At 64.7% G+C, this 22,571-nt stretch carries 21 protein-coding genes; 9 read left to right on the top strand and 12 right to left on the bottom strand.

All coding sequences use genetic code 11. The annotated features are described in order from the left end of the window. Window positions 1-40: 40 nt before the first annotated feature. Window positions 41-988, top strand: coding sequence for a LysR family transcriptional regulator (locus BKX93_RS08165; RefSeq protein WP_046157182.1), 948 nt, complete (start codon window positions 41-43; stop codon window positions 986-988). Next, window positions 985-2,400 carry a cryptochrome/photolyase family protein gene (locus BKX93_RS08160; RefSeq protein ID WP_070979458.1) on the top strand — a complete coding sequence of 472 codons (1,416 nt, stop codon included), beginning with the start codon at window positions 985-987 and terminating at the stop codon, window positions 2,398-2,400. Before BKX93_RS08165 ends, BKX93_RS08160 begins: the two co-directional genes overlap by 4 nt. Here BKX93_RS08160 and BKX93_RS08155 read toward each other — a convergent pair. Then, window positions 2,390-3,214, bottom strand: a complete 825-nt coding sequence (locus tag BKX93_RS08155; RefSeq protein WP_070979456.1) for an AraC family transcriptional regulator — start codon at window positions 3,212-3,214, stop codon at window positions 2,390-2,392. The two genes, BKX93_RS08160 and BKX93_RS08155, sit on opposite strands and share 11 nt — an antisense overlap. A 96-nt stretch (window positions 3,215-3,310) precedes the next feature. Here BKX93_RS08155 and BKX93_RS08150 point away from each other — a divergent pair, with 96 nt between their 5' ends. The 5 genes from BKX93_RS08150 (at window position 3,311) to BKX93_RS08130 (ending at window position 10,043) form a co-directional block, all read left to right on the top strand. After that, window positions 3,311-4,207 carry a DMT family transporter gene (locus tag BKX93_RS08150; protein WP_070979455.1) on the top strand — a complete coding sequence of 299 codons (897 nt, stop codon included), beginning with the start codon at window positions 3,311-3,313 and terminating at the stop codon, window positions 4,205-4,207. Window positions 4,208-4,773: 566 nt separating this feature from the next. Further along, entirely contained in the window at window positions 4,774-6,420 is a 1,647-nt protein-coding gene (locus tag BKX93_RS08145; protein WP_115617915.1) for an Nramp family divalent metal transporter, read from the top strand. A gap of 137 nt (window positions 6,421-6,557) precedes the next feature. Next, the gene (locus BKX93_RS08140) at window positions 6,558-7,286 is read left to right on the top strand and encodes an MgtC/SapB family protein (RefSeq protein ID WP_021477736.1); all 729 of its coding nucleotides are present in this window, start codon (window positions 6,558-6,560) and stop codon (window positions 7,284-7,286) included. A 233-nt stretch (window positions 7,287-7,519) separates the two neighbouring features. Then, entirely contained in the window at window positions 7,520-9,046 is a 1,527-nt protein-coding gene (locus tag BKX93_RS08135) for a fumarate hydratase (protein WP_070979453.1), read from the top strand. A 226-nt stretch (window positions 9,047-9,272) separates the two neighbouring features. Continuing rightward, a complete protein-coding gene (locus BKX93_RS08130; protein ID WP_046157176.1) occupies window positions 9,273-10,043 on the top strand; it encodes a class I SAM-dependent methyltransferase in 771 nt (256 codons plus the stop codon). Between the two features lie 62 nt (window positions 10,044-10,105). Here BKX93_RS08130 and BKX93_RS08125 read toward each other — a convergent pair whose 3' ends face one another. From BKX93_RS08125 to tadA, 3 genes are read right to left on the bottom strand one after another with little or no spacing between them, the layout of a single operon-like run. Next, entirely contained in the window at window positions 10,106-10,519 is a 414-nt protein-coding gene (locus BKX93_RS08125) for a DUF2721 domain-containing protein (RefSeq protein WP_046157175.1), read from the bottom strand. Continuing rightward, window positions 10,519-11,142, bottom strand: coding sequence for a L,D-transpeptidase (locus BKX93_RS08120; protein ID WP_070979451.1), 624 nt, complete (start codon window positions 11,140-11,142; stop codon window positions 10,519-10,521). Before BKX93_RS08120 ends, BKX93_RS08125 begins: the two co-directional genes overlap by 1 nt. 1 nt (window position 11,143) lies before the next feature. After that, the gene (gene tadA / locus BKX93_RS08115; protein WP_070979450.1) at window positions 11,144-11,878 is read right to left on the bottom strand and encodes a tRNA adenosine(34) deaminase TadA; all 735 of its coding nucleotides are present in this window, start codon (window positions 11,876-11,878) and stop codon (window positions 11,144-11,146) included. Between the two features lie 200 nt (window positions 11,879-12,078). On the opposite strand from tadA, the gene BKX93_RS08110 reads away from it, so the two are divergent. After that, a complete protein-coding gene (locus BKX93_RS08110; RefSeq protein WP_144408781.1) occupies window positions 12,079-13,104 on the top strand; it encodes a hypothetical protein in 1,026 nt (341 codons plus the stop codon). 19 nt (window positions 13,105-13,123) lie between these two features. Here BKX93_RS08110 and BKX93_RS08105 read toward each other — a convergent pair whose 3' ends face one another. From BKX93_RS08105 to BKX93_RS08085, 5 genes are all read right to left on the bottom strand, one after another. Next, window positions 13,124-13,393: a hypothetical protein gene (locus tag BKX93_RS08105; protein WP_046167429.1), complete on the bottom strand. Its 270-nt coding sequence runs from the start codon at window positions 13,391-13,393 to the stop codon at window positions 13,124-13,126. Further along, window positions 13,390-13,782, bottom strand: coding sequence for a phage holin family protein (locus BKX93_RS08100; protein WP_046167430.1), 393 nt, complete (start codon window positions 13,780-13,782; stop codon window positions 13,390-13,392). Before BKX93_RS08100 ends, BKX93_RS08105 begins: the two co-directional genes overlap by 4 nt. A gap of 5 nt (window positions 13,783-13,787) precedes the next feature. Beyond that, window positions 13,788-14,102, bottom strand: a complete 315-nt coding sequence (locus tag BKX93_RS08095; protein WP_046167431.1) for an ElaB/YgaM/YqjD family protein — start codon at window positions 14,100-14,102, stop codon at window positions 13,788-13,790. Window positions 14,103-14,229: 127 nt separating this feature from the next. After that, a complete protein-coding gene (locus BKX93_RS08090; protein WP_070979448.1) occupies window positions 14,230-15,534 on the bottom strand; it encodes an MFS transporter in 1,305 nt (434 codons plus the stop codon). 175 nt (window positions 15,535-15,709) lie between these two features. Beyond that, window positions 15,710-16,609, bottom strand: coding sequence for a LysR family transcriptional regulator (locus BKX93_RS08085; RefSeq protein ID WP_235429444.1), 900 nt, complete (start codon window positions 16,607-16,609; stop codon window positions 15,710-15,712). A gap of 139 nt (window positions 16,610-16,748) precedes the next feature. On the opposite strand from BKX93_RS08085, the gene BKX93_RS08080 reads away from it, so the two are divergent. Further along, the gene (locus BKX93_RS08080) at window positions 16,749-18,248 is read left to right on the top strand and encodes an MFS transporter (protein WP_070979446.1); all 1,500 of its coding nucleotides are present in this window, start codon (window positions 16,749-16,751) and stop codon (window positions 18,246-18,248) included. 269 nt (window positions 18,249-18,517) lie between these two features. Here BKX93_RS08080 and BKX93_RS08075 read toward each other — a convergent pair whose 3' ends face one another. The 3 genes from BKX93_RS08075 to BKX93_RS08065 all read right to left on the bottom strand — a co-directional run bounded on the left by BKX93_RS08075 (window position 18,518) and on the right by BKX93_RS08065 (window position 22,290). Next, entirely contained in the window at window positions 18,518-19,825 is a 1,308-nt protein-coding gene (locus BKX93_RS08075) for a sensor domain-containing diguanylate cyclase (RefSeq protein ID WP_083340476.1), read from the bottom strand. A 2-nt stretch (window positions 19,826-19,827) separates the two neighbouring features. Continuing rightward, window positions 19,828-20,745: a TIGR02285 family protein gene (locus BKX93_RS08070; protein WP_046157166.1), complete on the bottom strand. Its 918-nt coding sequence runs from the start codon at window positions 20,743-20,745 to the stop codon at window positions 19,828-19,830. An 87-nt stretch (window positions 20,746-20,832) separates the two neighbouring features. Then, on the bottom strand, window positions 20,833-22,290 hold the full coding sequence (locus BKX93_RS08065) for a 3-hydroxybutyrate oligomer hydrolase family protein (protein WP_046157165.1): 1,458 nt from the start codon (window positions 22,288-22,290) through the stop codon (window positions 20,833-20,835). Between the last annotated feature and the right edge of the window lie 281 nt (window positions 22,291-22,571).

Genomic DNA, 22,571 nt, shown 5'->3' with positions numbered 1-22,571 from the left:
ATTTTTGGAAACTGATTGCGGATGAAAAGTGGACAATAAGATGGAGCATTTCGCCGCGATACCGATCTTTGTCGCCGTGGTCGAGGCCGGCAGTTTCTCCGCCGCCGCCGAACGGCTGGGGCTGACCAAATCCGCGGTCAGCAAGCGCGTGCAGCAACTGGAGGCCGGGCTGAACGTGCGCTTGCTGCAACGGACCACGCGCAGCCTGAGCCTGACCGAGGCCGGCGAGCGTTATTACGACCGCGCCCGCGGCGCGCTGGCGCTGGCCAGCGAGGCGGAGGAGGTGGCCGCCGGTTTGCAGGGCAGGCCGCAGGGCCTGCTCCGGGTGGCGGCGCCGATGGCTTTCGGCCGGCTGCACCTGTCGCCGCTGGCGGCGGAATTCCTACGCCGCTATCCGGACATCCAGCTGGACATGGCGATGGACGACCGGATGGTGGACTTGGTGGAGGGCGGCTACGACCTGGCGGTGCGCATCGGCAATCTGCCGGACAACCGCATGGTGGCGCGCCGCCTCGCGCCTTGCCGGGTGGTGGTGTGCGCGTCGCCGGGCTATCTGGCCGCGCACGGCGAGCCGGCGCATCCGGCCGAGCTGGCGCGGCACAACTGCATCCATTACTCCTATTACCGCGGCGGCGCCTACTGGACCTTTCTGGGGCCGGATGGCGAAATCCGCGTGCAGCCGCGCGGCAATTACCAGGTCAACAACAGCGAGGCGCGGCGCGACGCGCTGCTGGCCGGCCTGGGCATTTGCGAGATGCCCACCTTCATCGTCGGGCCGGACCTGGCCGCCGGCCGTTTGGCGGCGGTGCTGACCGACTACCCGCTGCCGCCGCATGCCGTCCACGCGGTGTCTCCGCAGCGGCGGCTGCCGGCCAAGGCGCGCGCCTTCATCGATTTCCTCGAAGAAAAACTGGGCGGCGAGACGCCGTTGTGGGATAGCGGCCTGCCCCCATCGGTGCTGTCGACCAAGAATTGGGAGCGACAATGAGCAAACGCTACCGGACGGCGCTGGTCTGGCTGCGCCGCGATCTGCGGCTGGACGACCACGCCGCCTTCTACCACGCGTTGAAGCATGGCGAGGCGGTGCTGCCTGTGTTCGTGTTCGACGCCGCCATTCTGGACGCGCTGCCGCGCGATGACCGCCGCATCGATTTCATCCATCAAAGCGTCGCGGCCTTGAAGGCGGATTTGAACGCGTTGGGCGGCGATCTGCTGGTCCGCCATGGGCTGCCTGTCGACGAGATTCCGCGGCTGGCGGCGGAGCTGGGCGCCGACGCGGTGTTCTGCAACCGCGATTACGAACCGGCCGCCCGCGAGCGCGACGCCGAAGTGGCGGGGCGGCTGGCCGAGCGCGGCATCGCCTTCCATGACAGCAAAGATCAGGTGATTTTCGAGACCGACGAAGTCCTGACCGGCGCCGGCAAGCCGTTCGCGGTGTTCACGCCGTACAAGAACGCCTGGCTGAAGAAACTGACGCCGTTCCACCTGCAGGCCTATCCCGTGCGGCGCTATCTGGACGCGCTGATGCCGCGCGAAGCGGAACCCATGCCCAGCCTGGCCGATATCGGTTTCATGCCCAGCGATCTGGCTTCGTTGCCGGTCAAGGCCGGCGCGGCCGGGGCCGAGGCGCTGTTCGCCGATTTCGCCGGCCGCATCGAGCGCTACAAGACGCAGCGCGACTTTCCCGGCGTCAAGGGCGTGTCCTATCTCAGCGTCCATCTGCGCTTCGGCACCATTTCCATCCGCCAGTTGGCCGCCTATGCCTGGCACGACGGCGGCGAGGGAGCGATGACCTGGCTGAGCGAGCTGATCTGGCGCGATTTCTACCAGCAAGTGCTGTGGCACCGGCCGGACGTGGTGGCGCACGCGTTCAAGCCGGAGTACGACGCGCTGCCTTTCCCCAATGACTCTGAATGGTTCGATGCCTGGCGCGAGGGCCGCACCGGCTATCCGCTGGTGGACGCGGCGATGCGCCAGCTGAACCGCAGCGGCTACATGCACAACCGCTTGCGCATGGTGGCGGCCAGCTTCCTGGTCAAGGATCTGCTGATCGACTGGCGCTGGGGAGAGCAGTACTTCGCCGAGAAACTGCTGGATTTCGATCTGGCCGCCAACAACGGCGGCTGGCAGTGGGCGGCCAGCACCGGCTGCGACGCCCAGCCTTACTTCCGCATTTTCAATCCGGTCAGCCAGAGCGAGAAGTTCGATCCGGACGGCCGCTTCATCCGCCGCTACGTGCCGGAGCTGGCGCGGCTGCCGGACAAGCTGATCCACGCGCCGTGGCTGGCCAAGCCGGAGCAACTGGCGGACGCCGGCGTATGGCTGGGACGCGACTACCCGCTGCCGGCGGTCGACCACGCGGTTCAGCGCGAATTGGCGCTGGCCTTGTTCAAGCGTTGAATTCGTCCGGCCAGCCGCCGCTTTCCAGCAACTGGCGGCGGTAGCGCTCCGGCGAGTCGCCCAGCTGTTTCTGGAACATCGCGATGAAGGCCGACGGCGTGGCGTAGCCCAGCCGCGCCGAGATGGCCTGCACGCTGTCGCCTTGCTTCAGCCGCGACAGCGCTTCCAGCAGGCGCGCCCGGCCGCGCCATTGGCCGAAGCTCATGCCCAGCTCGCGCTGGAACAGCCGCGCCAGCGTGCGTTCGGTGCTGAACACGCGTTCCGCCCATTGTTTCAGCGGGGTGGCGTCGGCCGGGTCCTGGCGGATCGCGTCCAGTATCGGCTGCAGCAGCCGTTGCCGGCTGTCGGGCAGGTAGCTGGCTTCGCGGCCGGATCGCAGGATGCGCTGGCACAGCAGCTCGGCCTGGCGGATGTCCCATGGCTCGGTCGGCACGGTGATCTGGCGCTGGCCGAAATCGTCCAGCAGCGCTCGCACCAGCGGCATCTGCTCCAGCAGGCAGGTGGAGGGCGGCAACTGCGCGGCCACCCCGTCTTCGACGTAGATCGAGGTGTAGTGCATCGCCTGGTGGATGTAGGCGGCGTGCGGCTCGGCTGGCGGCGTCCATAGCAGGTATTGCGCGGTGGCCACCACGCGCCTGTCGTCCAGCAGCAGTTCCATCATGCCCAGATTGATGCGGCTGAGCTGGCCCCAGCGGTGGCGATGGCGGGCGAACTCGCTCTTCGGCGTGAAACGGTGGTAGCGGAATATCAGCGGCGCCGGCTCCAGCAGGCTCTGATCGCTGGCGAAGTAGCCGTCGTGGTTGTCGACGTCCATATTGTCCGGTTTGCCCCAGTGATTTGTCCGTTTTGAATTATATGCTCCATAACGGACGAACCTAAAATGGATGGGGTAAAGTCGAAGGAGGCTGTGATGGCCATGCTGTTTCCCCTGCTGGCGGTGCTGATCTGGGCCGCCAATACCATTGTTTCCAAGGCCGCCGCCCAGGTGCTGGACCCGGCTGCGATTTCCATTTACCGCTGGCTGCTGGCGGCGCTGGTGCTGACGCCGTTCTGCCTGCCGGTCTTGCGCCGCCGCGCCGGCGAGCTGAAGCCCTGGCTGGGCAAGCTGCTGGTTCTGGCGATGCTGGGCATGGTGATGTTCCAGTGCCTGGCTTATTACGCGGCGCACAGCACCAGCGCCACCAATATGGGCGTGATCACCGCGCTGGTGCCCTTGCTGGGCCTGTTGCTGAACGCCGCGGTATTCCGCCAGAAGGTGGGCGGCCTGGCCTGGCTGGGCGTGGCGGTGTCGTTGTCAGGCGTGGTTTACCTGCTGGGCAAGGGCGATCCGACGAGCCTGCTGGCCAACGGCGTGAATACCGGCGACGCGCTGATCCTCGCCGGCGCCGCGTCCTACGCGCTGTACGGCATTCTGCTGCGGCGCTGGGCGCCGCCGTTCGGCGCCTGGCTGAATCTGTATCTGCAAGCCAGCCTGGCGGTATTGCTGCTGCTGCCGTTGACGCTGACCGCGCAGAGCATGGCCATTCCGGCCAAAGGCATCGGCCTGGTGCTGTTCGCCGGCATCGGCTCTTCGCTGTTGGCGGCTTATCTGTGGATGCGCGGCATCCAGAAGCTGGGCAGCGAGCGCACCGCCATTTTCATGAACCTGCTGCCGCTGTTCACCGCGGTGCTGGCCAGCGCCTTGCTGGGGGAAACCATCCATCACTACCACTGGCTGGGCGGCGGTTTGATCCTGCTGGGCGTGGCGCTGGGGCAGGGCCTGCTGACGCTGGGCAGCGCCAAAAAAATGGCTTTTGTAAATAAATAACACAATCCATTAACAAAAATTTACCTGAACGTTATGGCGCTTTATTGCGCTTATAGTGCGAGAGCGAAGGTAAAGCCGCGCGTGGAATCGATGCGCGGCCATGTCGTGGCAGATTGCTGCGGATGGCCGCGTTGCGGTGCAAAAACCCATTGCCATCTGGGTGTTGACGTTTATTTCGCGCCAGGATTACCATCGCGGCGTTTTCATAACTGGGGGCTGATGCCTTGGAAAGTTGCAGTAGTAGTTGGTTATCCACCGGGTCGTGCTGACCGGCAAAGGCATCGTCACCATTTCATTGGCCGCTGTCCTGCCGCGAGGCTAGACAGTGCGCATCCCAGGCTCGGCCATTTCGCCGCGGCCGCGCGCTTACCCCAATACCGTTACTGCTGATGACCGCGTACCGAACCCTGTCGGACGCCTAAATCAGGTTTGCGCATCTTCGCGTTTGCGTGCGCCCGGCGTTTGTCCGCCCGGCCGGCGCAGCCGCGCTCATGCCCGCATGCCTTCGTTTGCTTGAAAAACGACGGGCGGTCCCCGCTTGCGCCGCCTGTTCGGAGACGATGACAATGACGAATAACGTCAAGAACGAAGCTGTACTCGACAGCGCCCACGTCGGAGACATCCGCGGCGCTTTCGGCACCATCCGCCACGGCGACGTGGCCGCCCGCAACAGCGTCTGGCAGCGGCTGCGCACGCTGCTGGCCATTCTGGGGCCCGGCCTGATCGTGATGGTCGGCGACAACGACGCCGGCGCCTTCAGCACCTACGCCCAGGCCGGCCAGAACTACGGCACCTCGCTGCTGTGGACGCTGATCCTGCTGATCCCGGTGCTGTACGTGAACCAGGAAATGGTGCTGCGCTTGGGCGCCGTCACCGGCGTCGGCCATGCCCGGCTGATTCTGGAGCGCTTCGGCAAATTCTGGGGCGCCTTCAGCGCCATCGACCTGTTCCTGCTGAACGCGCTGACCATCGTCACCGAATTCATCGGCATCACGCTGGGCCTGCAGTATCTTGGCCTGCCCAAGGAGTGGGGGGTGATCGCCGCCGCCGGCCTGGTGATGGCCGCGGCCAGCACCGGCGATTTCCGCCGTTTCGAGCGCTTCTCGATGATCCTGGTGGTGTTCAGCCTGCTCTTGGTGCCGGTGTTCATGATGGTGCATCCGCCGATGTCGCAGATCGGCCATGACCTGTTCGTGCCGGGCATGCCGGCCGGCGGCAAGCTGTCCGACGTGATGCTGCTGATCATCGGCATTGTCGGCACCACGGTGGCGCCGTGGCAGCTGTTCTTCCAGCAAAGCTATGTGATAGACAAGCGCATCACGCCGCGCTTCATCAAGTACGAGCGCGCCGACCTGTGGCTGGGCATCGTGCTGGTGCTGATCGGCGCCGTCGCCATCATCGGCATGGCCGCCGCGCTGTTCGCCGGCAAGCCGGAATTCGGCAATTTCCAGGACGCGGGCGCCGTCGCCGCCGGCCTCTCCAAATACCACAGCCACCTGGCAGGCGTGCTGTTCGCGGTCGCGCTGATTGACGCCAGCCTGATTGGCGCCAGCGCGGTGTCGCTGTCCACCGCTTACGCGCTGGCCGACGTGCTGAACATGAAGCACTCGCTGCACCGCAAGCCGTCCGACGCCCGCGCCTTCTACCTGGTGTATTTCCTGCTGATCGCCGGCGCCGCCGCGCTGGTGCTGATTCCAGGCGTGCCGCTGGGCCTGCTGACCAACGCGGTGCAGACGCTGGCCGGCGTGCTGCTGCCGTCCGCCTCGGTATTCCTGCTGCTGCTGTGCAATGACAAGGACGTGCTGGGTCCGTGGGTGAACGGCCGTTGGACCAACCTGTTCACCGGCCTGGTGGCGGCGGTGCTGGTACTTTTGTCGGTGATCCTGACCGCCTCGGTGCTGTGGCCGGACATCTCCAGCCAGACCATCGTCAACGTGCTGGTCGGCGGCGGCATCGTCGGCGGCATCGTGGTGATCGCCGCGCATGTCGTCAAGCTGCGCCGCGATGCCGAAACCGGCGCCGATCTGGCGGAAGAGGCGAAGCCGAGCAAGCTGTACATGCAAACCTGGCGCATGCCGCCGCTGGCCCAGCTGAAGCCGATGGCGCTGTCCCGCAGCAACCGCATGTGGATGGCCGTGTTGCGCGGCTATCTGGTGGTGGCTGTCATCATGGTGGTGTACAAGGTGACGCAGGTCGCCTTGCTCGGCCAGTAAGCGGCGGGTTAAGGTGGGGCCGGTGCCGCGTAAAAGCGGCGCCGGCTTTTTGTCATGTTAGGGAGCGGTGCATGGTGGCTTTCACGGAAAACCACCATGCATGTTCCTTATAAGAAACCGGATAACAAGGAGGACGCATGCATTACAACCTGCACAATATGTTCGAGCTGGACTGGTTCGGCCTGCTGCACTCGCTGATCTGCCTGGCGATGGCCTTCGTCTGCGGCACCGTGATCGGCCTGGAGCGTCAATACCGCCAGCGCACCGCCGGCTTGCGCACCAACGCGCTGGTGGCGGTCAGCGCCGCGGCCTTCGTCAATATGGCCTTGCAACTGGATGGCTCGGGCAGCGCGTCGCGGGTGGTGGCTTATGTGGTTTCGGGCGTCGGTTTCCTCGGTGCCGGGACCATCATGAAAGAGGGCTTGAACGTGCGCGGCCTGAACACCGCCGCCACGCTGTGGGGCTCGGCCGCCACCGGCGCTTGCGCCGGCGCCGGCATGCTGGGCCAGGCCATCCTGACCACGGTGTTCGTGCTGGCGGTGAACACGCTGCTGCGGCCGGTGGTCAATTCCATCAACCGCCGCCCGATAGACGACGACGCCAGCGAAGTCACTTACCAGCTATGCGTGATCGCCACCCGCGAGGAGCAGAAGCAGGCGCTGGCCCAGGTGGGCCAACTGCTGGAAAAGGCCAATTACCCGGTGGGGGATCTGGATGTCGAAGCCTTCGGCGACGACGAGGTGGAGATGACCGCCACGCTGCTGGCCACCTCGGTGGATTCGGACGAGCTGGACCGCATCGCTGCCGAGTTGGCGGCCAAGCCGTACATCAGCCAGGCTTACTGGAACACCAGCACCAGCGAGTGAGCGTCTGCTTGCTCGAACCTGAAGCCGCCGCGGCGAGAGCCCGGCGGCTTTTCCTATCCGATGCCGGGCGGGATAGCCGGCCGCGCGCCTTGTCCGGGGGCAAAGTTCATGACAGACGGTGTTACAATCAACATTAGGTTTTTAGTTGCCGCAGGGCGTAGCCAGAATAAGGCGCCGGCGGCGGGGTAATCCACGGGCGGCCCCACCGGCGCCCGGTTTCTCGAGACAGCCTTATGACCATCATCCGCCAGGAAGACTTCATTCAGAGCATTGCCGATGCCTTCCAGTACATCAGTTGCTACCACCCTAAAGATTATATCGACGCGCTGTACCAGGCCTACCTGAACGAGGAGAGCGCCGCCGCGAAGGACGCGATGGCGCAGATCCTGGTCAACAGCCGCATGTGCGCCGAAGGACAGCGCCCGATCTGCCAGGATACCGGCATCGCCGTGGTGTTCCTCAAAGTGGGCATGAAAGTGCAGTGGGACGCCCAGCTCAGCGTGCAGGAGATGGTCAACGAAGGCGTGCGCCGCGCTTACAACCATCCGGACAACAAGCTGCGCGCCTCGGTGCTGCTGGATCCGGCCGGCAAGCGCCAGAACTCCAAGGACAATACCCCGGCCGTGGTGCACTTCGAGATCGTCGAAGGCGACCAGGTGGACGTGATCTGCGCGGCCAAGGGCGGCGGTTCTGAGAACAAGTCCAAGATGGTGATGCTGAATCCGTCCGACTCCATCGTCGACTGGGTGCTGAAAACTGTTCCGACCATGGGCGCCGGCTGGTGTCCGCCGGGCATTCTGGGCCTGGGCATCGGCGGCACGCCGGAGAAAGCGATGCTGCTGGCGAAAGAGTCGCTGATGGATCATGTCGACATCCACGAACTGAAGGCCAAGGCCGCGACCGGCTCCGAGCTGTCCCGCGTCGAGGCGCTGCGCCTTGAGTTGTTCGACAAGGTCAACGCGCTGGGCATCGGCGCGCAGGGCCTGGGCGGCCTGACCACGGTGCTGGACGTCAAGATTCTGGATTATCCGACTCACGCGGCATCCTTGCCGGTGGCGATGATCCCGAACTGCGCCGCCACCCGCCACATCCATTTCCACCTGGACGGCAACGGCCCGGCGCATCTGGAAACGCCTAGCCTGGAAGACTGGCCGGACATCACCTATGACCCGTCCAACGGCAAGCGTGTGGATCTGGACAAGATCACCAAGGAAGAAGTGGCCAGCTGGCAGCCGGGCGATGTGCTGTTGCTGAACGGCAAGATACTGACCGGCCGCGACGCCGCCCACAAGCGCATGGTGGACATGCTGAACAAGGGCGAGACGCTGCCGGTGGACTTCACCAACCGCTTCATCTATTACGTAGGCCCGGTCGATCCGGTGCGCGAGGAAGTCGTCGGCCCGGCCGGCCCGACAACGGCCACGCGGATGGACAAATTCACCCGACAGATGCTGGAGCAGACCGGCTTGCTGGGCATGATAGGCAAGGCCGAGCGCGGCCCGGCGGCGATCGAGGCGATCCGGGACAACAAGGCCGTTTACCTGATGGCCGTCGGCGGTTCGGCTTATTTGGTATCCAAGGCGATCAAGGCGTCCAAGGTGGTGGGCTTCGCCGACCTGGGCATGGAAGCGATCTACGAATTCGAGGTCAAGGACATGCCGGTGACGGTGGCGGTGGATTCCTGTGGCACCTCGGTGCACAACACCGGCCCGGCGGAATGGCGGGTGAAGATCGGCAAGATTCCGGTGAGTGCGGGCTGAGCCTGTCCCTTTGAGCGAGGAATGCCGTTCCGATAGGAGCGGCATTTTTTATGGCGCATCCGCTGCGCTGGGGGTTTCGAAGCAATGGTCTGTTGCAGACTAGCGGCACAGACCGGTAATCTGCAGCATATTTTCGTTTTTTATCTTGCAAATCTTTGACTTACGGCATAAATACTGAAAATGTTCACGGCATTGTTTTAGTGTTTCTACCTAGCGAGTAATGAATATGGAACTCGGTTCCGTCGCCACCTTCAATCTGTACCCGGACCTGTATGCGCGCTTTCGCCCATCGTATCCGGAGGAGCTGTACGATTGGCTGCTGCAACTGTGTCCGGGACGCGGACGCGCCTGGGACTGCGCGACTGGCAGCGGCCAGACCGCGGTGAGGCTGGGGGAGAGTTTCGCGCGCGTCGACGCCACCGACATCAGCTCGTCGCAGCTGTCGGCGGCCGAGCCGCACAATCAGGTGTATTACCGCGAGTGCCCGGCCGAGGTCACGCCGTTCGACGACGACTGTTTCGACCTGATCTGCGTGTCGCAGGCGCTGCACTGGTTCCATCTGCCGTCGTTCTGGCCGGAGATGCAGAGGGTGCTGAAGCCGGGCGGCGTTTTCGCCGCATGGGGCTACCACCATTGCGTGGTGTCGCCGGAGATCGACCGCGCCTGCAGCGTGCTGTGGTCCATCGTCGAGCCGTTCTGGTCCAGCCGCTGTCAGCTGCTGTGGGACGACTTCCGCGGCAGCGGCTGCCCGTTGCCGTTGCTGAAAGCGCCCAGCTTCACCATCAGCAGCGACTGGACCCTGGATCATTTCCTGGGCTTTCTCAACACCACCTCGGCCAGCAAGTTGTGCAAGCAGGCCCTGGGTGAGAGCATCCTGGACGATTCCTGTCAGCGCATCACCCGGGCCTGGGGGCCGCGGAGCCAGGTGCGGCGCGTCGATCTGCCGCTGCACTTGATGGTGGCGCGCAAGGATGGCGCGGCTGGCCTCATCGGCTGAGAGAGTTCAATGGACGTAAAAAAGCGCCCGATCGCGGGCGCTTTGTCGTTTGCGGCTGGGGGTCAGTGGCGGCGGTCGTATTCCGCCTGCAGGTCGGACAGCAGGATGTTGAGCGCGTCCGACGAGCGCACCAGCTCCAGCAGCGACACCGCCAGCGAGGCGATCATGCACAGCAGGCTGGCGCCGAAGGTGACTTCTCCGGTCGCCTGCCAGCCGGTATAGATCTGGAACATCGCCACCGTGCACAGGAACAGGCTGGCGATGCCCATGAACTGCATCCACTTGATCAGCGTGATCCGGGTGCGCAGGTTGCCGATCTGGCGCAGGATTTTCGGGTCCTGGCTGTCGCGGTATTCCTCGTACAGGTTGCGGATGATGCCTGCCAGGCCGAGAAAGCGGTTGGTATAGGCCAGCAGCAGCAGCGAGACGGCGGGGAACAGCAGGGCCGGGGTGGCCAGGTTCAGAGCGGAGTGCATCAGGAGTTCTCGTCTATCCATACGTCGGTGCCGTTGGGCGCGGCATCGAACAGTTCAATCACATCGCGGTTTTTCATGCGGACGCAGCCCAGCGAGCTGGGCCGGCCCCATGGTACATGATCGCCGGCGCCGTGGATGTAGATGGCGCGCTCGTAGCTGTCGACATTGCCGCCCTGGTTGAGGCCTGGCTCCTGGCCGCACAGCCACAGGATGCGGGTGAGGATCCAGTCCTTGTTCGGGTATTGCGCGTGCAGCTCGGGGGTGTACTTCCACGGCGTGACCTGGCGGCGGAAGATGATGGTGTTCGCTTCCGCGCCGTCGCCCAGCTTTTCGCACACGGCGTGCCAGCCGCGCGGGGTCTGGTAGCTGCCGCTGGTTTCGCCGACGCCGTTCTTCGCTGTCGACACCACGTATTCCTTCTGGATCCGCCCCCAATCGTCGAGCAGGCGCAGCGTCTGAGACTTGACGCCCACCCAGATCCAGGGCGAGCCGTAATGGCGGGCGTTGGGATAGGTGGCTTGCAGCGGGCCATCGGTTTGCGCCTGCAGGATGAGCGCCGCGTCGTCGGCTGCCAAACAGGGCTGTGCCAGGCAAGCCAGCAGGATGGTGAGTCTCGCGCGCATTTCACTCCTCCCCGGCGGATCGGCGCCGCTGGCGGAAGAAGGCGGACAACTGTTCCGCGCAGGCTTCCGCCTCCACGCCGCCGAACACCGCCGCATGGTGGTTGAGCCGCGCGTCGGCGAACAGGTCGACCGTGCTGCCGGCCGCGCCGGTTTTGGCATCGGCGGCGCCGTAGATCACGCGCGCGATGCGCGCGTGCAGGATGGCGCCGCTGCACATCGGGCAGGGCTCCAGCGTCACGTACAGGTCGCAGCCGTCCAGCCGGTAGTTGCCCAGGCGCGCGGCGGCGTCGCGCAGCGCCTGCATTTCGGCATGCGCCGACGGATCGTGCCGGCCTATCGGCTGATTGTAGCCGCGGCCTATGATCTCTCCGTCTTTTACCACCAGCGCCCCCACCGGCACCTCGCCTTCGGCGGATGCTTGTTCGGCCAGCGTTCTGGCCACGCCCATGTAGCGCCGGCGTTCTTCCTTGTTCGGGGGCAGGGCCACCGGGGGGTGGTCGGACAGCCGCCGCAGCAGCGCCTCCTTGTCGGCGTCACCAAGTTGCTGCCAGTGGATGCCGCGCGCCGCGGCTTCCAGCGCGAACAGCAAGCGGCGGGTCGCGGTGTGGCCGGCGGCTTTCAGCAGCAGGAAGGCGGTAACGACGCCGCGAGCGAGCAGTTGCTGACGGGTGTGGATGTCCAGCTCGGCCAGCCAGGCGATGGCGGCGGGAGGCAGCGGAGGGGAGGTGAGCGTCACGGAGTCGGGCGAAGCGAGGGTTGCGGCGATACCGTCATTATCGCGTGTTTCCCGCCGCGGACCAAACCCGGGGAATGACGCTGAGGGTGATTCTATGCCAATCATGCCGTGAAGAATTTTTTATGCGTCTGCGGCTGATATTGGCATAAAGAAATCGCGGATGTTGACGATATGATTGGAAAACACCAGAAAGTCCGCCCATGTCCGTGATCTCATCTCCGTCAGGCCCCAGCATCTGGCGGCAAAGCCTTTTCCCGTCAGCGCTGCCCAATGGAGCTAGCCAGCCTTCTTCCCCCGCGTCTTCCGCAGTCAATGGCGACGCCGATGCGCAGAGTCCATTGCAGCCCAAGCTGCCGGATCCGCGCAGCGAGCTGCAAAAATCGCTGAGCCAGGGTTTGCAGGACTATATGCAGAAGCTGAAAGTGGATCTGAACCGCCCGGCGAAGCGTCAGAGCAGCGAGGCCGACGCCATGCAGAAAGCCGTCCTCAAGCAGCGGGTGGAGGGGCTGCGCCGGATGATGATGATGTCGCACGACAAGGGCAGCCTGCGCGCGCTGGCTTCCGAGCTTGCCAGGCTGGCCAGGGAGCTGAAGGACTTGGTGACGAGCATGACTCAGAATGCGGCCGATAGCCAGATGGCGGTGAATGTCGGCGGCGATCAGGGAGCGGGAGGCGCGGCGTCGCAGCAAGGCGGCGCGGGCAGCGCAGCGTCAGCCCCTGCCGATGCGGCATCGTCGCCGGAGGCTGGGAGCGGAGCCGGATCCGGGGCTGAGGCCGCGGCGGCTGCGTCGGAGGCTGGCGGCGCGACTGCGGCGGCGCAGCAAGCCGGCGCTGGGCAGGGCGCCGCGAGCGACAGCCAGGCAAGCGAGGGCGTCAAGGAGCAGAGCGGAAGCGCTCAACCGGCTGGGGATAGCCAGGCGCAGCCCGTCGATCCGCGCGCCGCATTGCATGGCATGTTGTCCAGCGGCAAGGGCAATCCGGTGGCGGGGGATTCTGACATTCTGGAAATGCAAATGACGCTGAAAATGGTCAAGGAGTTCATCAAGCAGCAGATGCAGCAGATGAAGGACAAACGGGAAGCGCAGGATGATTTGCAGAGCGCGGAAAAGGCGCTGGGCGATGTCGACAAGATGCTCAAGGGTGGGCCTGAGGCGGAGGAGGCGATGGGGGAGCAGATGAACGTCAACATCAGCGATGTCGCAAGCAACATCAATGTGACCGCCTGAGCCTCGGACGCGGCGGACTTTAGCGCGCGAAGGCTCGCCGGACAAGCCGCCAGACTACCCATAGCCGGGCGCCGCCCTGAAGCCAGCGGCGCAGGCGCGGATTCGGCAACAATTTGCCCAGCGTTTCCAGCGCCGAACCGAACCAGCCTTCGCGCCACAGCGAGAAGCCTGAGCCGGCCAGCCGCATCGGCTGGAGCAGTCTTTCCTTCTCCAGCTTCAGTTTGATGCGCAGGGCTTCGCCCTTCATCACCAACAGCTGTTTCTTCAGTTCCCGGTCCTGCGGCGTCACACGCGCTCCCCGCCAGGGCCCAAGGCTGTCCAGTCTTTCCGGATTTCCTCGAGGGTGGTTGAGAATGGCGCGGGTTGCCGCCTCAGGCGCCTGCGCAGGCCCAGCAGCAGCGCAATGCCGCCGCCACACAGCAGCAGGGCGAGGCCGGCCATGACGGCGATCCGCCACTCCTGCGGCGTCAGCGCCCATAGGGCGAGCACGGCGGCGATCAGGCCGCAGCCCAGCAGAACCAGGCCCAGCATGCCCTGCAGCAGATTGCCGACGATCTCGTCCTTCAATTCCTGGGCTTCCAGCGTCAGCAGCTCGGCGCGGGTCAGGAACAGCGACGCCAAGCCGCCCGCGAACGAGCGCAGGGTGCCGGGGCGGGGGGCTTGGGCGGTATCGGACATGGGGCTCAGCGACGGGAGACCAGCATGCCCAGCAGGAAGGCAACGCCGGCAGCGATGCCGACGGACTTCCATGGGTTTTCGTGCACGTAATCGTCTGTGACTTTGACCGCTTCCTTGGCCTTGCCCACGACGATCTGCTCGGCGTCGCGCAGCTTGGTTTTGGCCGCGCCGAGGTTCTCGGCCAGACGCTTGCGCAGCTCTTTGCTGTTCGCGCTGCCATCGTCGACGGTCGCGTTAATCAACTCTTCGGTGCTGGCCAAAACTTGGCGGACGTCATCCAGCAGCTGTTCTTTTTCCTTGGCGATGGTGGCATTGGACATGGCAACCTCCTGGCAGTGGTGAACGAAACCGACTCGAAACGCAGACATGGCACGGCGCAAAGCATAGCCTGCGCCAATTCACGCTAACAGCCTGGCGCGGCCGCGTCAAACCATGCGGTCAAACGTTTCATCCGCGTTGGTAGAGCGCCTCGTCCAGCAAAGGTTCCCTGGCCGGGTGCGCGCTGCTGGCGCAGAAAAATCCGACCAGCGCCATCAGCGCGCAATAGAGCACGCAGACCCAGGGGCTCCAGGGCATGGCGGCGATCAATAGCAGCGGGGTGACGCTGGCCCACGCCGAGTAGGCGATGTTATAGGTGAAGGAGATGCCGGACACGCGGACCTCGGCCGGAAACATGGCCACCATGATGGACGGCACCACGCCGACGATGCCGCAGCACAGGCCGGCGAAGGCGTAGGCGAGGCCGGGCCAGCCCCAGCCGGCGATCAGGTCGGCGTACAGCGCGGCGATGCCGACCGGCAGCAGCAGGCTGTAGAGGATCAGGCTGCGACGCTGGCCGATGCGGTCGCAGACGTGGCCGGCGATCACGCAGCCGATGTTGAGAAACACGATGCCCACGCTGCTGAGCGCGAACGCGCGGTCGGCGTGCATGCCGAAGCGTTGCTGCAGCAAGGTGGGCGTCACCACCACCAGCACCACCACCGCCGAGGTCAGCACGCAGGTCAGCGCCGCCGCCGGCAGCAGCGTGTGTTTGTGCCGGCGCAGCACGTCGACCAGCGGATACGTGGCGCGCTCGTCCTGGCGTTCGCGCATCGCCAGGAACACCGGCGTCTCGCTCAGCCAGCGCCGCAGCCAGACGCCGAGCAGGCCGAACGGCCCGCCCAGCAGGAAGGGAATGCGCCAGCCGTAGTCCAGCATCTCCTGCGGCGTGAACACGCGCGCCAGCAGCGTGGCGGTCAGCGCGCCCAAGAGATAGCCGAAGGTCAGGCCGGCCTGCAACACGCCCAGCGCGTAGCCGCGGCGGCCTCGCGGCGCGTGCTCTGCGACGAAGGACCAGGCGCTGGGCACCTCGCCGCCCACCGCCGCGCCCTGCAGGATGCGCAGCGACAGCAACAATAGCGGCGCCAGGATGCCGATGTCGGCGTAAATGGGCATCAGGCCGATCAGCAGACAGGGGCCGGCCATCATCAGGATGGTGAGGCTGAACACGCGCTTGCGGCCCAGGCGGTCGGCGAAGTGGGCCATGAGGATGCCGCCCAGCGGCCGAGCCAGATAACCGGTGGCGAAGATGCCGAAGGTTTGCAGCAGGCGCAGCCACTCGGGCATGTCGGGCGGGAAGAACAGCTTGCTCAGCGTGGTGGCGAAGAAGGCGAAGATGATGAAATCGTAGATTTCCAGCGCGCCGCCCAGCGCGGCCAGGCCCAGGGTCTGGTAGTCGGCGCGGGTGAGCGGGGTGGAGCGGGAGTCAGTCATGGATCAATCACGGAGTGCTGGGATGCCTGTCTGCGGCATCGCTATGGTAAAGAGCGAGCCAGGCCTTGGCCGGTGGCTCGTTCGCGCATGGCCGCCAGTTTAGCGCGGGAATCGCATCCTGCGGGAATAATCATATTCTGTTTGCATTTTCCGTCCGAATGAAATCAGGTCCGCCTTATCGGGTGGGCAGCAGGTGTTCCGCGAGAAAGTCGATGAACACCCGCTGTTTGGGCGGCAGATGGCGGCTGGCGGGCCAGACGGCGGAGAACTTTCCGGGTTCGGCCGCGCAATCCTCCAGCACCGGCCGCAGGCGGCCGTCGGCCAGCTCGCGGCGGACCGCGAAGTCCGGCAGCCAGGCGATGCCCAGGCCGTCGCTGGCGGCGGCGGCCAGCGCTTCTATGCTGTTGCAGCTGAGAAAGGCGTTCGGTTGCGGCGGCGAGCCGGCCGGGACGCGCAGCGCCCATGGCTGCAATTGGCCGTTGTAGGGAAAGCGGTAGCGCAGGCAGGCATGGGCCTGCAAATCATCGGGCCGCTGCGGTTCGCCGCGGCGGCGGAAATAGTCGGGCGAGCCGACCAACGCGAAGCGGAACGGCCCCAGCAGCCGCGCCTGCAGCCTGGAGTCGCCCAGTTCGCCGCTGCGTACCGCCACGTCGACGCCTTCCGCCACCAGATCCACCATGCGGTCGCTGAAGTCCAGTTCCAGCGAGATTTCCGGGTAATGGGCGTGGAATTCGGGCAGCAGCGGCGACAGCATACGGTGGCCGATCAGCGGCAAGCTGACTTTCAGGCGGCCGCGCGGCGCGGCGGCGCTGTGCGCCAGTTCCGCCGAGGCCTCGTCCAGTTCCGCCAGGATGCGGCGGCTGCGTTCGAACAGCAGCAGCCCTTCCTGGGTCAGGTGGATGCGGCGGGTGCTGCGGTGAAACAGCCGCGCCGCGAGCTTGTCCTCCAGCCGGCTGACGCTCTTGCTGACGGCCGAGGCCGATATTCCCAAGCGCTCGCCGGCGGCGACGAAGCTGCCCAGCTCCGCCGCGCGGACAAAGGCGAGCAGGCCGCTCAAGCTGTCCATGCCGTTCATGCCGCGTCTCCTTTGCTGACAAAATTTCATTAATTAGATGACATTGTGCCTGTTTTTCCCTGCAATTGCCCTGCCTATCATTTGCCGCATCAAAAACCGCGCTTGGCGATGGCCACGCGCTGGATGAAAGGAGAGGCGAATGCAAAGGATGCAAATGGAACGGCATGGCGAGAAATGGTCGGTGCTGGCGGCGGTCTGCCTGGCCGCGCTGGCGCTGCCGTGGAGCTTTGTCGGCGGCGCGGTGGCGACGCCGGCCATTGGGCGGGAACTGGGCGGCAGCCCGCAGGCGCTGGGTTGGGTGACCAGCGCCTTCATGCTGAGTTTCGGCAGCTGCCTGATGGCCGCCGGCGCGCTGGCCGATCAGTATGGCCGCAAACGCCTGTTCGGCATCGGCATCGGCTTGTTCGCGGCGTCGTCGCTGGCCATCAGCCTGGCGCCGGATTTGTGGTGGCTGAATGGATTGCGGGCCGCGCAGGGGCTGGCCGCCGCCGCCGCGATGGCCGGCGGTTCGGCCGCGTTGGCGCAGGAATATGAAGGAGAGGCGAGGACGCGCGCCTTCAGTCTGTTGGGCACGACTTTCGGCCTGGGGTTAGCCTTTGGCCCGCTGTTGTCCGGCGGCCTGATCCAATGGCTGGGCTGGCGCGCCATCTTCGCCTGCGGCGCGGCGATCGGCGTGGTTGCGTTGCTGCTGGCGCTGCCGCGCATGCGCGAATCGCGCGATCCGGACGCAGTGGGGCTGGATTGGCCGGGCGCGCTCAGTTTCACCTCGATGCTGGCCTTGTTCACGACCGCGCTGCTGCAGGGGCCGCAGCAGGGATGGCGCAGCCTGCCGGTGCTGGCGCTGCTGGCGGGATCGCTGGCCTTGCTGCTGGCCTTCATCTGGCTGGAGCGGCGGGCGGCGCGGCCGATGCTGGATTTGTCCTTGTTCCGCTACCCGGCCTTTGTCGGCGTGCAATGCCTGCCGCTGGCCACCAGCTATTGCTATGTCGCCTTGCTGGTGCTGCTGCCCTTGCGCTTCATCGGCGTCGATGGGCGGGGAGAGGCCGAGGCGGGACTGTGGATGCTGGCGCTGTCGGCGCCGATGCTGGCGATGCCGTCGCTGGCGGTATGGCTGACGCGCTGGCGTTCCGCCGGCTTCATTTCCGCGGCGGGCTTGCTGATGGCTGCGCTGGGGCTGGCCGGCCTCAGCCAGGCTCAGGCGGGCTCGCCCGCCATGGCGCTGGCGCTGCTATTGATCGGCGGCGGCAGCGGATTGCCTTGGGGGCTGATGGATGGCTTGTCGGTCAGCGTGGTGCCGAAGGAACGCGCCGGCATGGCCAGCGGCATCTTCAGCACCACCCGGGTGGCGGGCGAGGGCATGGCGCTGGCCGTAGTAGGTGCCTTGATGGCAGGCCTCACCGGCAGAGCGCTGGCCGATGCCGGCCTGAACGCGCCGGCCGCCGCAGTACAGCGGCTGGCGTCGGGCAATTTGTCCCAGGCCCATGCGCTATTGCCGATGGCGGACATCGGGCGGTTGATTCACGCCTATGACTGGGCTTTTCAGCGATTGCTGTATCTGTTGATCGCCTTGACGCTGTCGTCGGCGTTGATGGCGCTGGTTTTGCTGGGGCGCAGCAAGGGTGAGGCAGGCTTGGCCTGACGGGGGCAATGAAAAACGCCCCGCATGAGTGGGGCGTCGAGATGGTGGGCCGAAGAGGCTTGCTCCGCTTGATGGTCAGCTTTGCGTGCAACGATTTGATTTTAATTTGGATTATTTATTTGAATTCAGGCGGCGCCATGAAGATCGCATGCATGAGGTTGAGGCTTCGGCGCCGTGCATGTCTATTGAGACGCATCTCAAGTGAGGGCTGCTTGGGAGCGAGGAGCGCGACGCTCTTGCTTGCATGCGAATCCGAATTTCCTTCAAGCTCAGCTCACGATATCCGGCGCTTCCGGGCAGACTTTGTTGCGTCCCCCTTCCTTGGCCTGATACAGGGCTTCATCTGCCCGCTTCACCAGATCGTCCGCTGTTTCTCCCTTGCGCAGAACCGCAACGCCGAAGCTGCTGGTCTTGCTGCCAATCTCGGCAAAGGCATGCGCTTGCACGCTGGCGCGCAAGTGCTCGGCCAGGCGCAACGCCTGTTCCAGAGTGGTCTGAGGACAAAGAATCAGGAACTCTTCGCCACCCCAGCGACCCACGGTGTCGGTCGCCCGCGCCGCGCGTCTCAAGATGCCGGTGAATTCCCGAAGCAGGATGTCTCCAACCAGATGTCCGCGGCTGTCGTTGACGGACTTGAATTTGTCGATGTCGGTCAGGATCACCGCAAGCGGGCGGCTGTCAGGATCGGCCAGCGCGATGGCGCTCTTGAAAGCCTCGTCCAGGCCTCGTCGGTTGACCGCGCCGGTCAGCTTGTCGGTTATGGCCAGCTGGGCTAACTGCCGATGAGCTTCGAGCAGCTCGGCCGTTCGCTGCGCGACCTCCTGGCTCAGGATCTCGTTGTGGCGAACCTGGAATTCGTGCGCCGCTTGGAGCCGGCCATAGGCATCGTTGAGCCTATCGACCAGCACGCTCAGTTCATCGTACGGCCCCCGCGGGCCCCGGCGCAGCACAAAGGGCGTGAAGCGCTTCCCGGGCTCGAAGGACTTGGCGAACTCCGCCATCTGCGTCAAATGTCGCGTGATCATCCATGAAATCAGCAAGAGGATGCTGATCGAAGTCACCAGCGACTTGCCGCTCTGCGTCGCCAGCACGATGCCAATGCGATCAAGGGTGCGGCTATAGAGGGTGTGCAGATTGGGCGCAATGAAGATCTTGCCAACGACCACCCCGTTGCGCTGCAAGACGTACTCGAAGCGCCTCTCCGCGTCAGCATCAACCTGCCCGGTTGTCAGCGTGGCCGACTGGCTGGGGCCGTAGTGGATCGTGGCGCCAGCGACCCAAGGGGAATGACCGATGCCATCGAGCTGCACCTGCATGCCGGCGAGGTTGAAGTTCCAGGCCGCATCGGCAAGGCCTGGCAACTGGCTCTGTTCGATGTAGCGCATGCCCTGCTCGAGTTCGGACACATCGTGTCGGTAATCGAAGAACAACTGTACCGAGGTCGCGATCAGCGCCGCGGTCGTGCTGATGCCGATGATCCAGACCAGCATGCGTCGCGCAAGTCCACGCGGCGCAAGGAAAATCAACAGGAAATCGCGCAATCGGGCGCTATCCCTTGCCTGGCGATTCGCATCCATGCTTACTTGGCCTGCCTGCGGAACGGCGAATAGCGGGCGTAGACTTCCTCGTAGCGTTTGGCGGCTTCCGGATCAAGCAAGCGGGCTTCCGCTTCGATCCACGGTGGACGCCTGCCAGCCTTGGCAACGATCTCATTGACCCGCTTGACGATCTTTCGTCCCCACGGCCCCTTGGTGCAAGCCGCATACCCGAGCGTGTATTGGGGGTGGCCGGCGATGGGAAGGTAAATAAAATTGATTGAGTTAGGCAGCTTCAAATGCCTGGCGAACCAATAGACCTCGTCCGGATAGGCGATGATGTAGTCCACCCACCCGCTGGCCAACTGGCTGAAAGGCGCCACGTCGTCGGCACTTGTCCGGAGGATGTTCTTTTGTCCAGCCGCCGTCGTGAAAGCCGAAAGAATGATGGGCGGGTATCCCCGCATCTCTTGGCGGACGGTGGTCAGCGACAGGTCATGCATCAGCCGGGCGATGTCCATGGCGCCGTCAGCATTGCGGTAGGCTGTCAGGCGGGCCGCCCGATCGGATCGCACGACGATGTAATACGGCAGCACGAATTCGACCGGGTTGCTGAATTCCATATAGGCTTCGCGCTCGCTCGTCTTGAGCAGGCTAGGCTGGCAAACGTGCTGGCCCTGTTTCATCAGGCCGGAGACGCGCGCCAGGCTGGCGCGTTCGATCACGCTGTTGTACTCGGGCGTGCGCTCAATGAAATATCGCAGAAACACGTCAGCGTACCCTTGGCCCTTGTCGGGGCCGTCGGTTATGGTGACGGGTGGATTGCCCGGCATTTGCCATCTGATGGTGTTGTCGTCGGCCCGAGCGTTGGCGCTCATCATCAGGTGGCCCAAGGCCATTCCTGCGCCAATGAACGTCCAGAAAGAAGCGGCTCGCATCTTCCCGGCGATGGCTTTCAACATTTCCATATTCCTTTAAATACACTAGCGATCGCGCCTATTGTCCCTGGCCAGCCGCGACATCCACCGTAAGTTCTGATGAGGAGTTCCTCAAGGCGCCAGCAAATTTGGGCAGTGCCCCAGCTGCGCTGGCGCAGCGCTGATCGTGCCGCCGCGAGCGACGCATTGGTCGGGCGGTAGCGGCGCTTTCTGTTCGACAAAGCGGACAAGCAGGTCGAAAGCGCGCTGCGCGTGCGGCTCGATCAGTTCAAGCTGTGGGAATATGTTGGCGTAGCGCTCGACGTGATTGCCGTTTTGGATCTCGTAGAGGCGATAGGCTTGGGCGTGCTCGCCGCTTTCCGCGGCAACCTGCCGCGCATAGGCTCGCGCATGGTGGTCGATGGGCAGCAGCGCATCCATCGTGCCGGCGACCGTGATCAGCGGGCGCTTGATCTTGCCGTTGGTGGCGATGGCCGCCACATTGGAGCCAACTGTAGAGGCGGACAGTCGCGCCAAGTAGTTGTACCGGCCGGGCCCGGCGCCATAGGTGTTGTAGCTAGGATCCAAGCGCTTTTGCCATTGGCACTGCGTGGGCTCCCAGAATGAGTCAGCGTGCATGCCCCATAGCGAGACCGGGCCGTTTTCTGTGTCGGCGAGGAGATCGGGCGGATAGCCGGCCGCCATGATGTTCAACGCGGCGGTGCTCGTCGGCGAGCGGCCGGAGGCGAGATAGTCGGGGTAGTTGAGGATCGCCGGGGGCAAGCCAGTCAGCAGGTTCGGCCCGCGGGAATCGGCGAAAGTGCCTGCCCAATCCACACCGCCGTCGAAGTATTCCGGCGCGGTTTCGATCGCGCGGCGCACCTGATAGCCGCCGTTCGAGGTGCCGACTGCATAGGTATAGCGCGGCTTGCGGCCATACTGGGCCTCTACGCCGCGGCGCGCCAGGTCAGAGGCCATCACCATGAAGTCGCGCCAGCGGGTGAAAGCCTGGCCAGGATCGTCATCGTAGTAATGGACATAGCTTGGCTTGTCCGGAGACCCGGTTCGGCAGGCCAGCGGATCTGCCGCCGTGCTCTCGCGCGCGCTGAGCACGCCCTTGTTTTGCGACGCATAGGCATAGCCTTTCTGCAGCACGTAATCGCTCCAGACGAAGTCGCCGTTGAATTCGCTGCGGGCGCCGGAAGCGCCGGCAACGACGAGGCGGCCGTTCCAGTTCTGGGGCAGGCGCAGCAGGAAGCGCGCCTGCCCCAGCGGATCCTTGGCGAAGCGGGCCTGAATCTGCAGGCCGGGGACTACCTTCTTGATTGGCGGCCTGCTGGCGGCATCCGCCACGAGTATGGCGCGGTCGGCCTGCGGCATGAACGCCAAATGGGGCAGGCCAGGCAGCGAGTCATCGGCCGGCGTGGTGTTGGGGTTGCGGGTTGTAAGATCGGGGCTTTCGATGCAACTGGCGTCGGCGAGTTGCGAGTCCAATTTCCGGAGCAGGCGTTCGCAGGAACGCTGCGTGCCGGCAGTGGCCGCGCCAGCGAGGATCAGCAGGGCAAGGGCGGCGGCCGTCGATTTCCACATGACTCGTTTCCTTGGTTTGATGTTTCAGTAGCCGGCTTGGCCGTAATCGCTCGGCAACCCCACAGGCACGCAATGCCATTGGTGATGCAGAATAACTGAATCGTTTGTCCTTTCCTAGATACCTCAAGAGCCTTGCGCCAGGCCCTGCAAGGAGCCGTCATGAGCAAGTCGCAGTCCACCCCCGACTCAAGCGTGTCTGGAGAAGTGGGGACGATTCAGATGTTGCCAAACGGAAAAGCAAAAAAGCCCGCAATCATGCGGGCTTGTGTGTTTTTTGGCGC

Origin of the sequence: Chromobacterium vaccinii, from assembly GCF_001855275.1 — a bacterium.
Classification (GTDB): domain Bacteria; phylum Pseudomonadota; class Gammaproteobacteria; order Burkholderiales; family Chromobacteriaceae; genus Chromobacterium; species Chromobacterium vaccinii.
Note: the sequence above shows the minus strand (reverse complement) of the source record. Positions and strands in the feature narration are given on the sequence as shown.

Bases quoted from the DNA above. Each gene is read 5' to 3' on its own strand.
- BKX93_RS08125 (WP_046157175.1), bottom strand. From the start codon at position 10,519: ATGCACTCCGCTCTGAACCTGGCCACCCCGGCCCTGCTGTTCCCCGCC.
- BKX93_RS08070 (WP_046157166.1), bottom strand. From the start codon at position 20,745: ATGTTGAAAGCCATCGCCGGGAAGATGCGAGCCGCTTCTTTCTGGACG.
- BKX93_RS08100 (WP_046167430.1), bottom strand. From the start codon at position 13,782: ATGTCCGATACCGCCCAAGCCCCCCGCCCCGGCACCCTGCGCTCGTTC.
- BKX93_RS08080 (WP_070979446.1), top strand. From the start codon at position 16,749: ATGCAAAGGATGCAAATGGAACGGCATGGCGAGAAATGGTCGGTGCTG.
- BKX93_RS08110 (WP_144408781.1), top strand. From the start codon at position 12,079: ATGTCCGTGATCTCATCTCCGTCAGGCCCCAGCATCTGGCGGCAAAGC.
- BKX93_RS08155 (WP_070979456.1), bottom strand. From the start codon at position 3,214: ATGGACGTCGACAACCACGACGGCTACTTCGCCAGCGATCAGAGCCTG.
- BKX93_RS08160 (WP_070979458.1), top strand. From the start codon at position 985: ATGAGCAAACGCTACCGGACGGCGCTGGTCTGGCTGCGCCGCGATCTG.
- BKX93_RS08075 (WP_083340476.1), bottom strand. From the start codon at position 19,825: ATGGATGCGAATCGCCAGGCAAGGGATAGCGCCCGATTGCGCGATTTC.
- BKX93_RS08085 (WP_235429444.1), bottom strand. From the start codon at position 16,609: ATGAACGGCATGGACAGCTTGAGCGGCCTGCTCGCCTTTGTCCGCGCG.
- BKX93_RS08145 (WP_115617915.1), top strand. From the start codon at position 4,774: ATGACGAATAACGTCAAGAACGAAGCTGTACTCGACAGCGCCCACGTC.
- BKX93_RS08090 (WP_070979448.1), bottom strand. From the start codon at position 15,534: ATGACTGACTCCCGCTCCACCCCGCTCACCCGCGCCGACTACCAGACC.
- BKX93_RS08150 (WP_070979455.1), top strand. From the start codon at position 3,311: ATGGCCATGCTGTTTCCCCTGCTGGCGGTGCTGATCTGGGCCGCCAAT.
- BKX93_RS08165 (WP_046157182.1), top strand. From the start codon at position 41: ATGGAGCATTTCGCCGCGATACCGATCTTTGTCGCCGTGGTCGAGGCC.
- BKX93_RS08065 (WP_046157165.1), bottom strand. From the start codon at position 22,290: ATGTGGAAATCGACGGCCGCCGCCCTTGCCCTGCTGATCCTCGCTGGC.
- BKX93_RS08135 (WP_070979453.1), top strand. From the start codon at position 7,520: ATGACCATCATCCGCCAGGAAGACTTCATTCAGAGCATTGCCGATGCC.
- BKX93_RS08120 (WP_070979451.1), bottom strand. From the start codon at position 11,142: ATGCGCGCGAGACTCACCATCCTGCTGGCTTGCCTGGCACAGCCCTGT.
- BKX93_RS08130 (WP_046157176.1), top strand. From the start codon at position 9,273: ATGGAACTCGGTTCCGTCGCCACCTTCAATCTGTACCCGGACCTGTAT.
- BKX93_RS08140 (WP_021477736.1), top strand. From the start codon at position 6,558: ATGCATTACAACCTGCACAATATGTTCGAGCTGGACTGGTTCGGCCTG.
- BKX93_RS08095 (WP_046167431.1), bottom strand. From the start codon at position 14,102: ATGTCCAATGCCACCATCGCCAAGGAAAAAGAACAGCTGCTGGATGAC.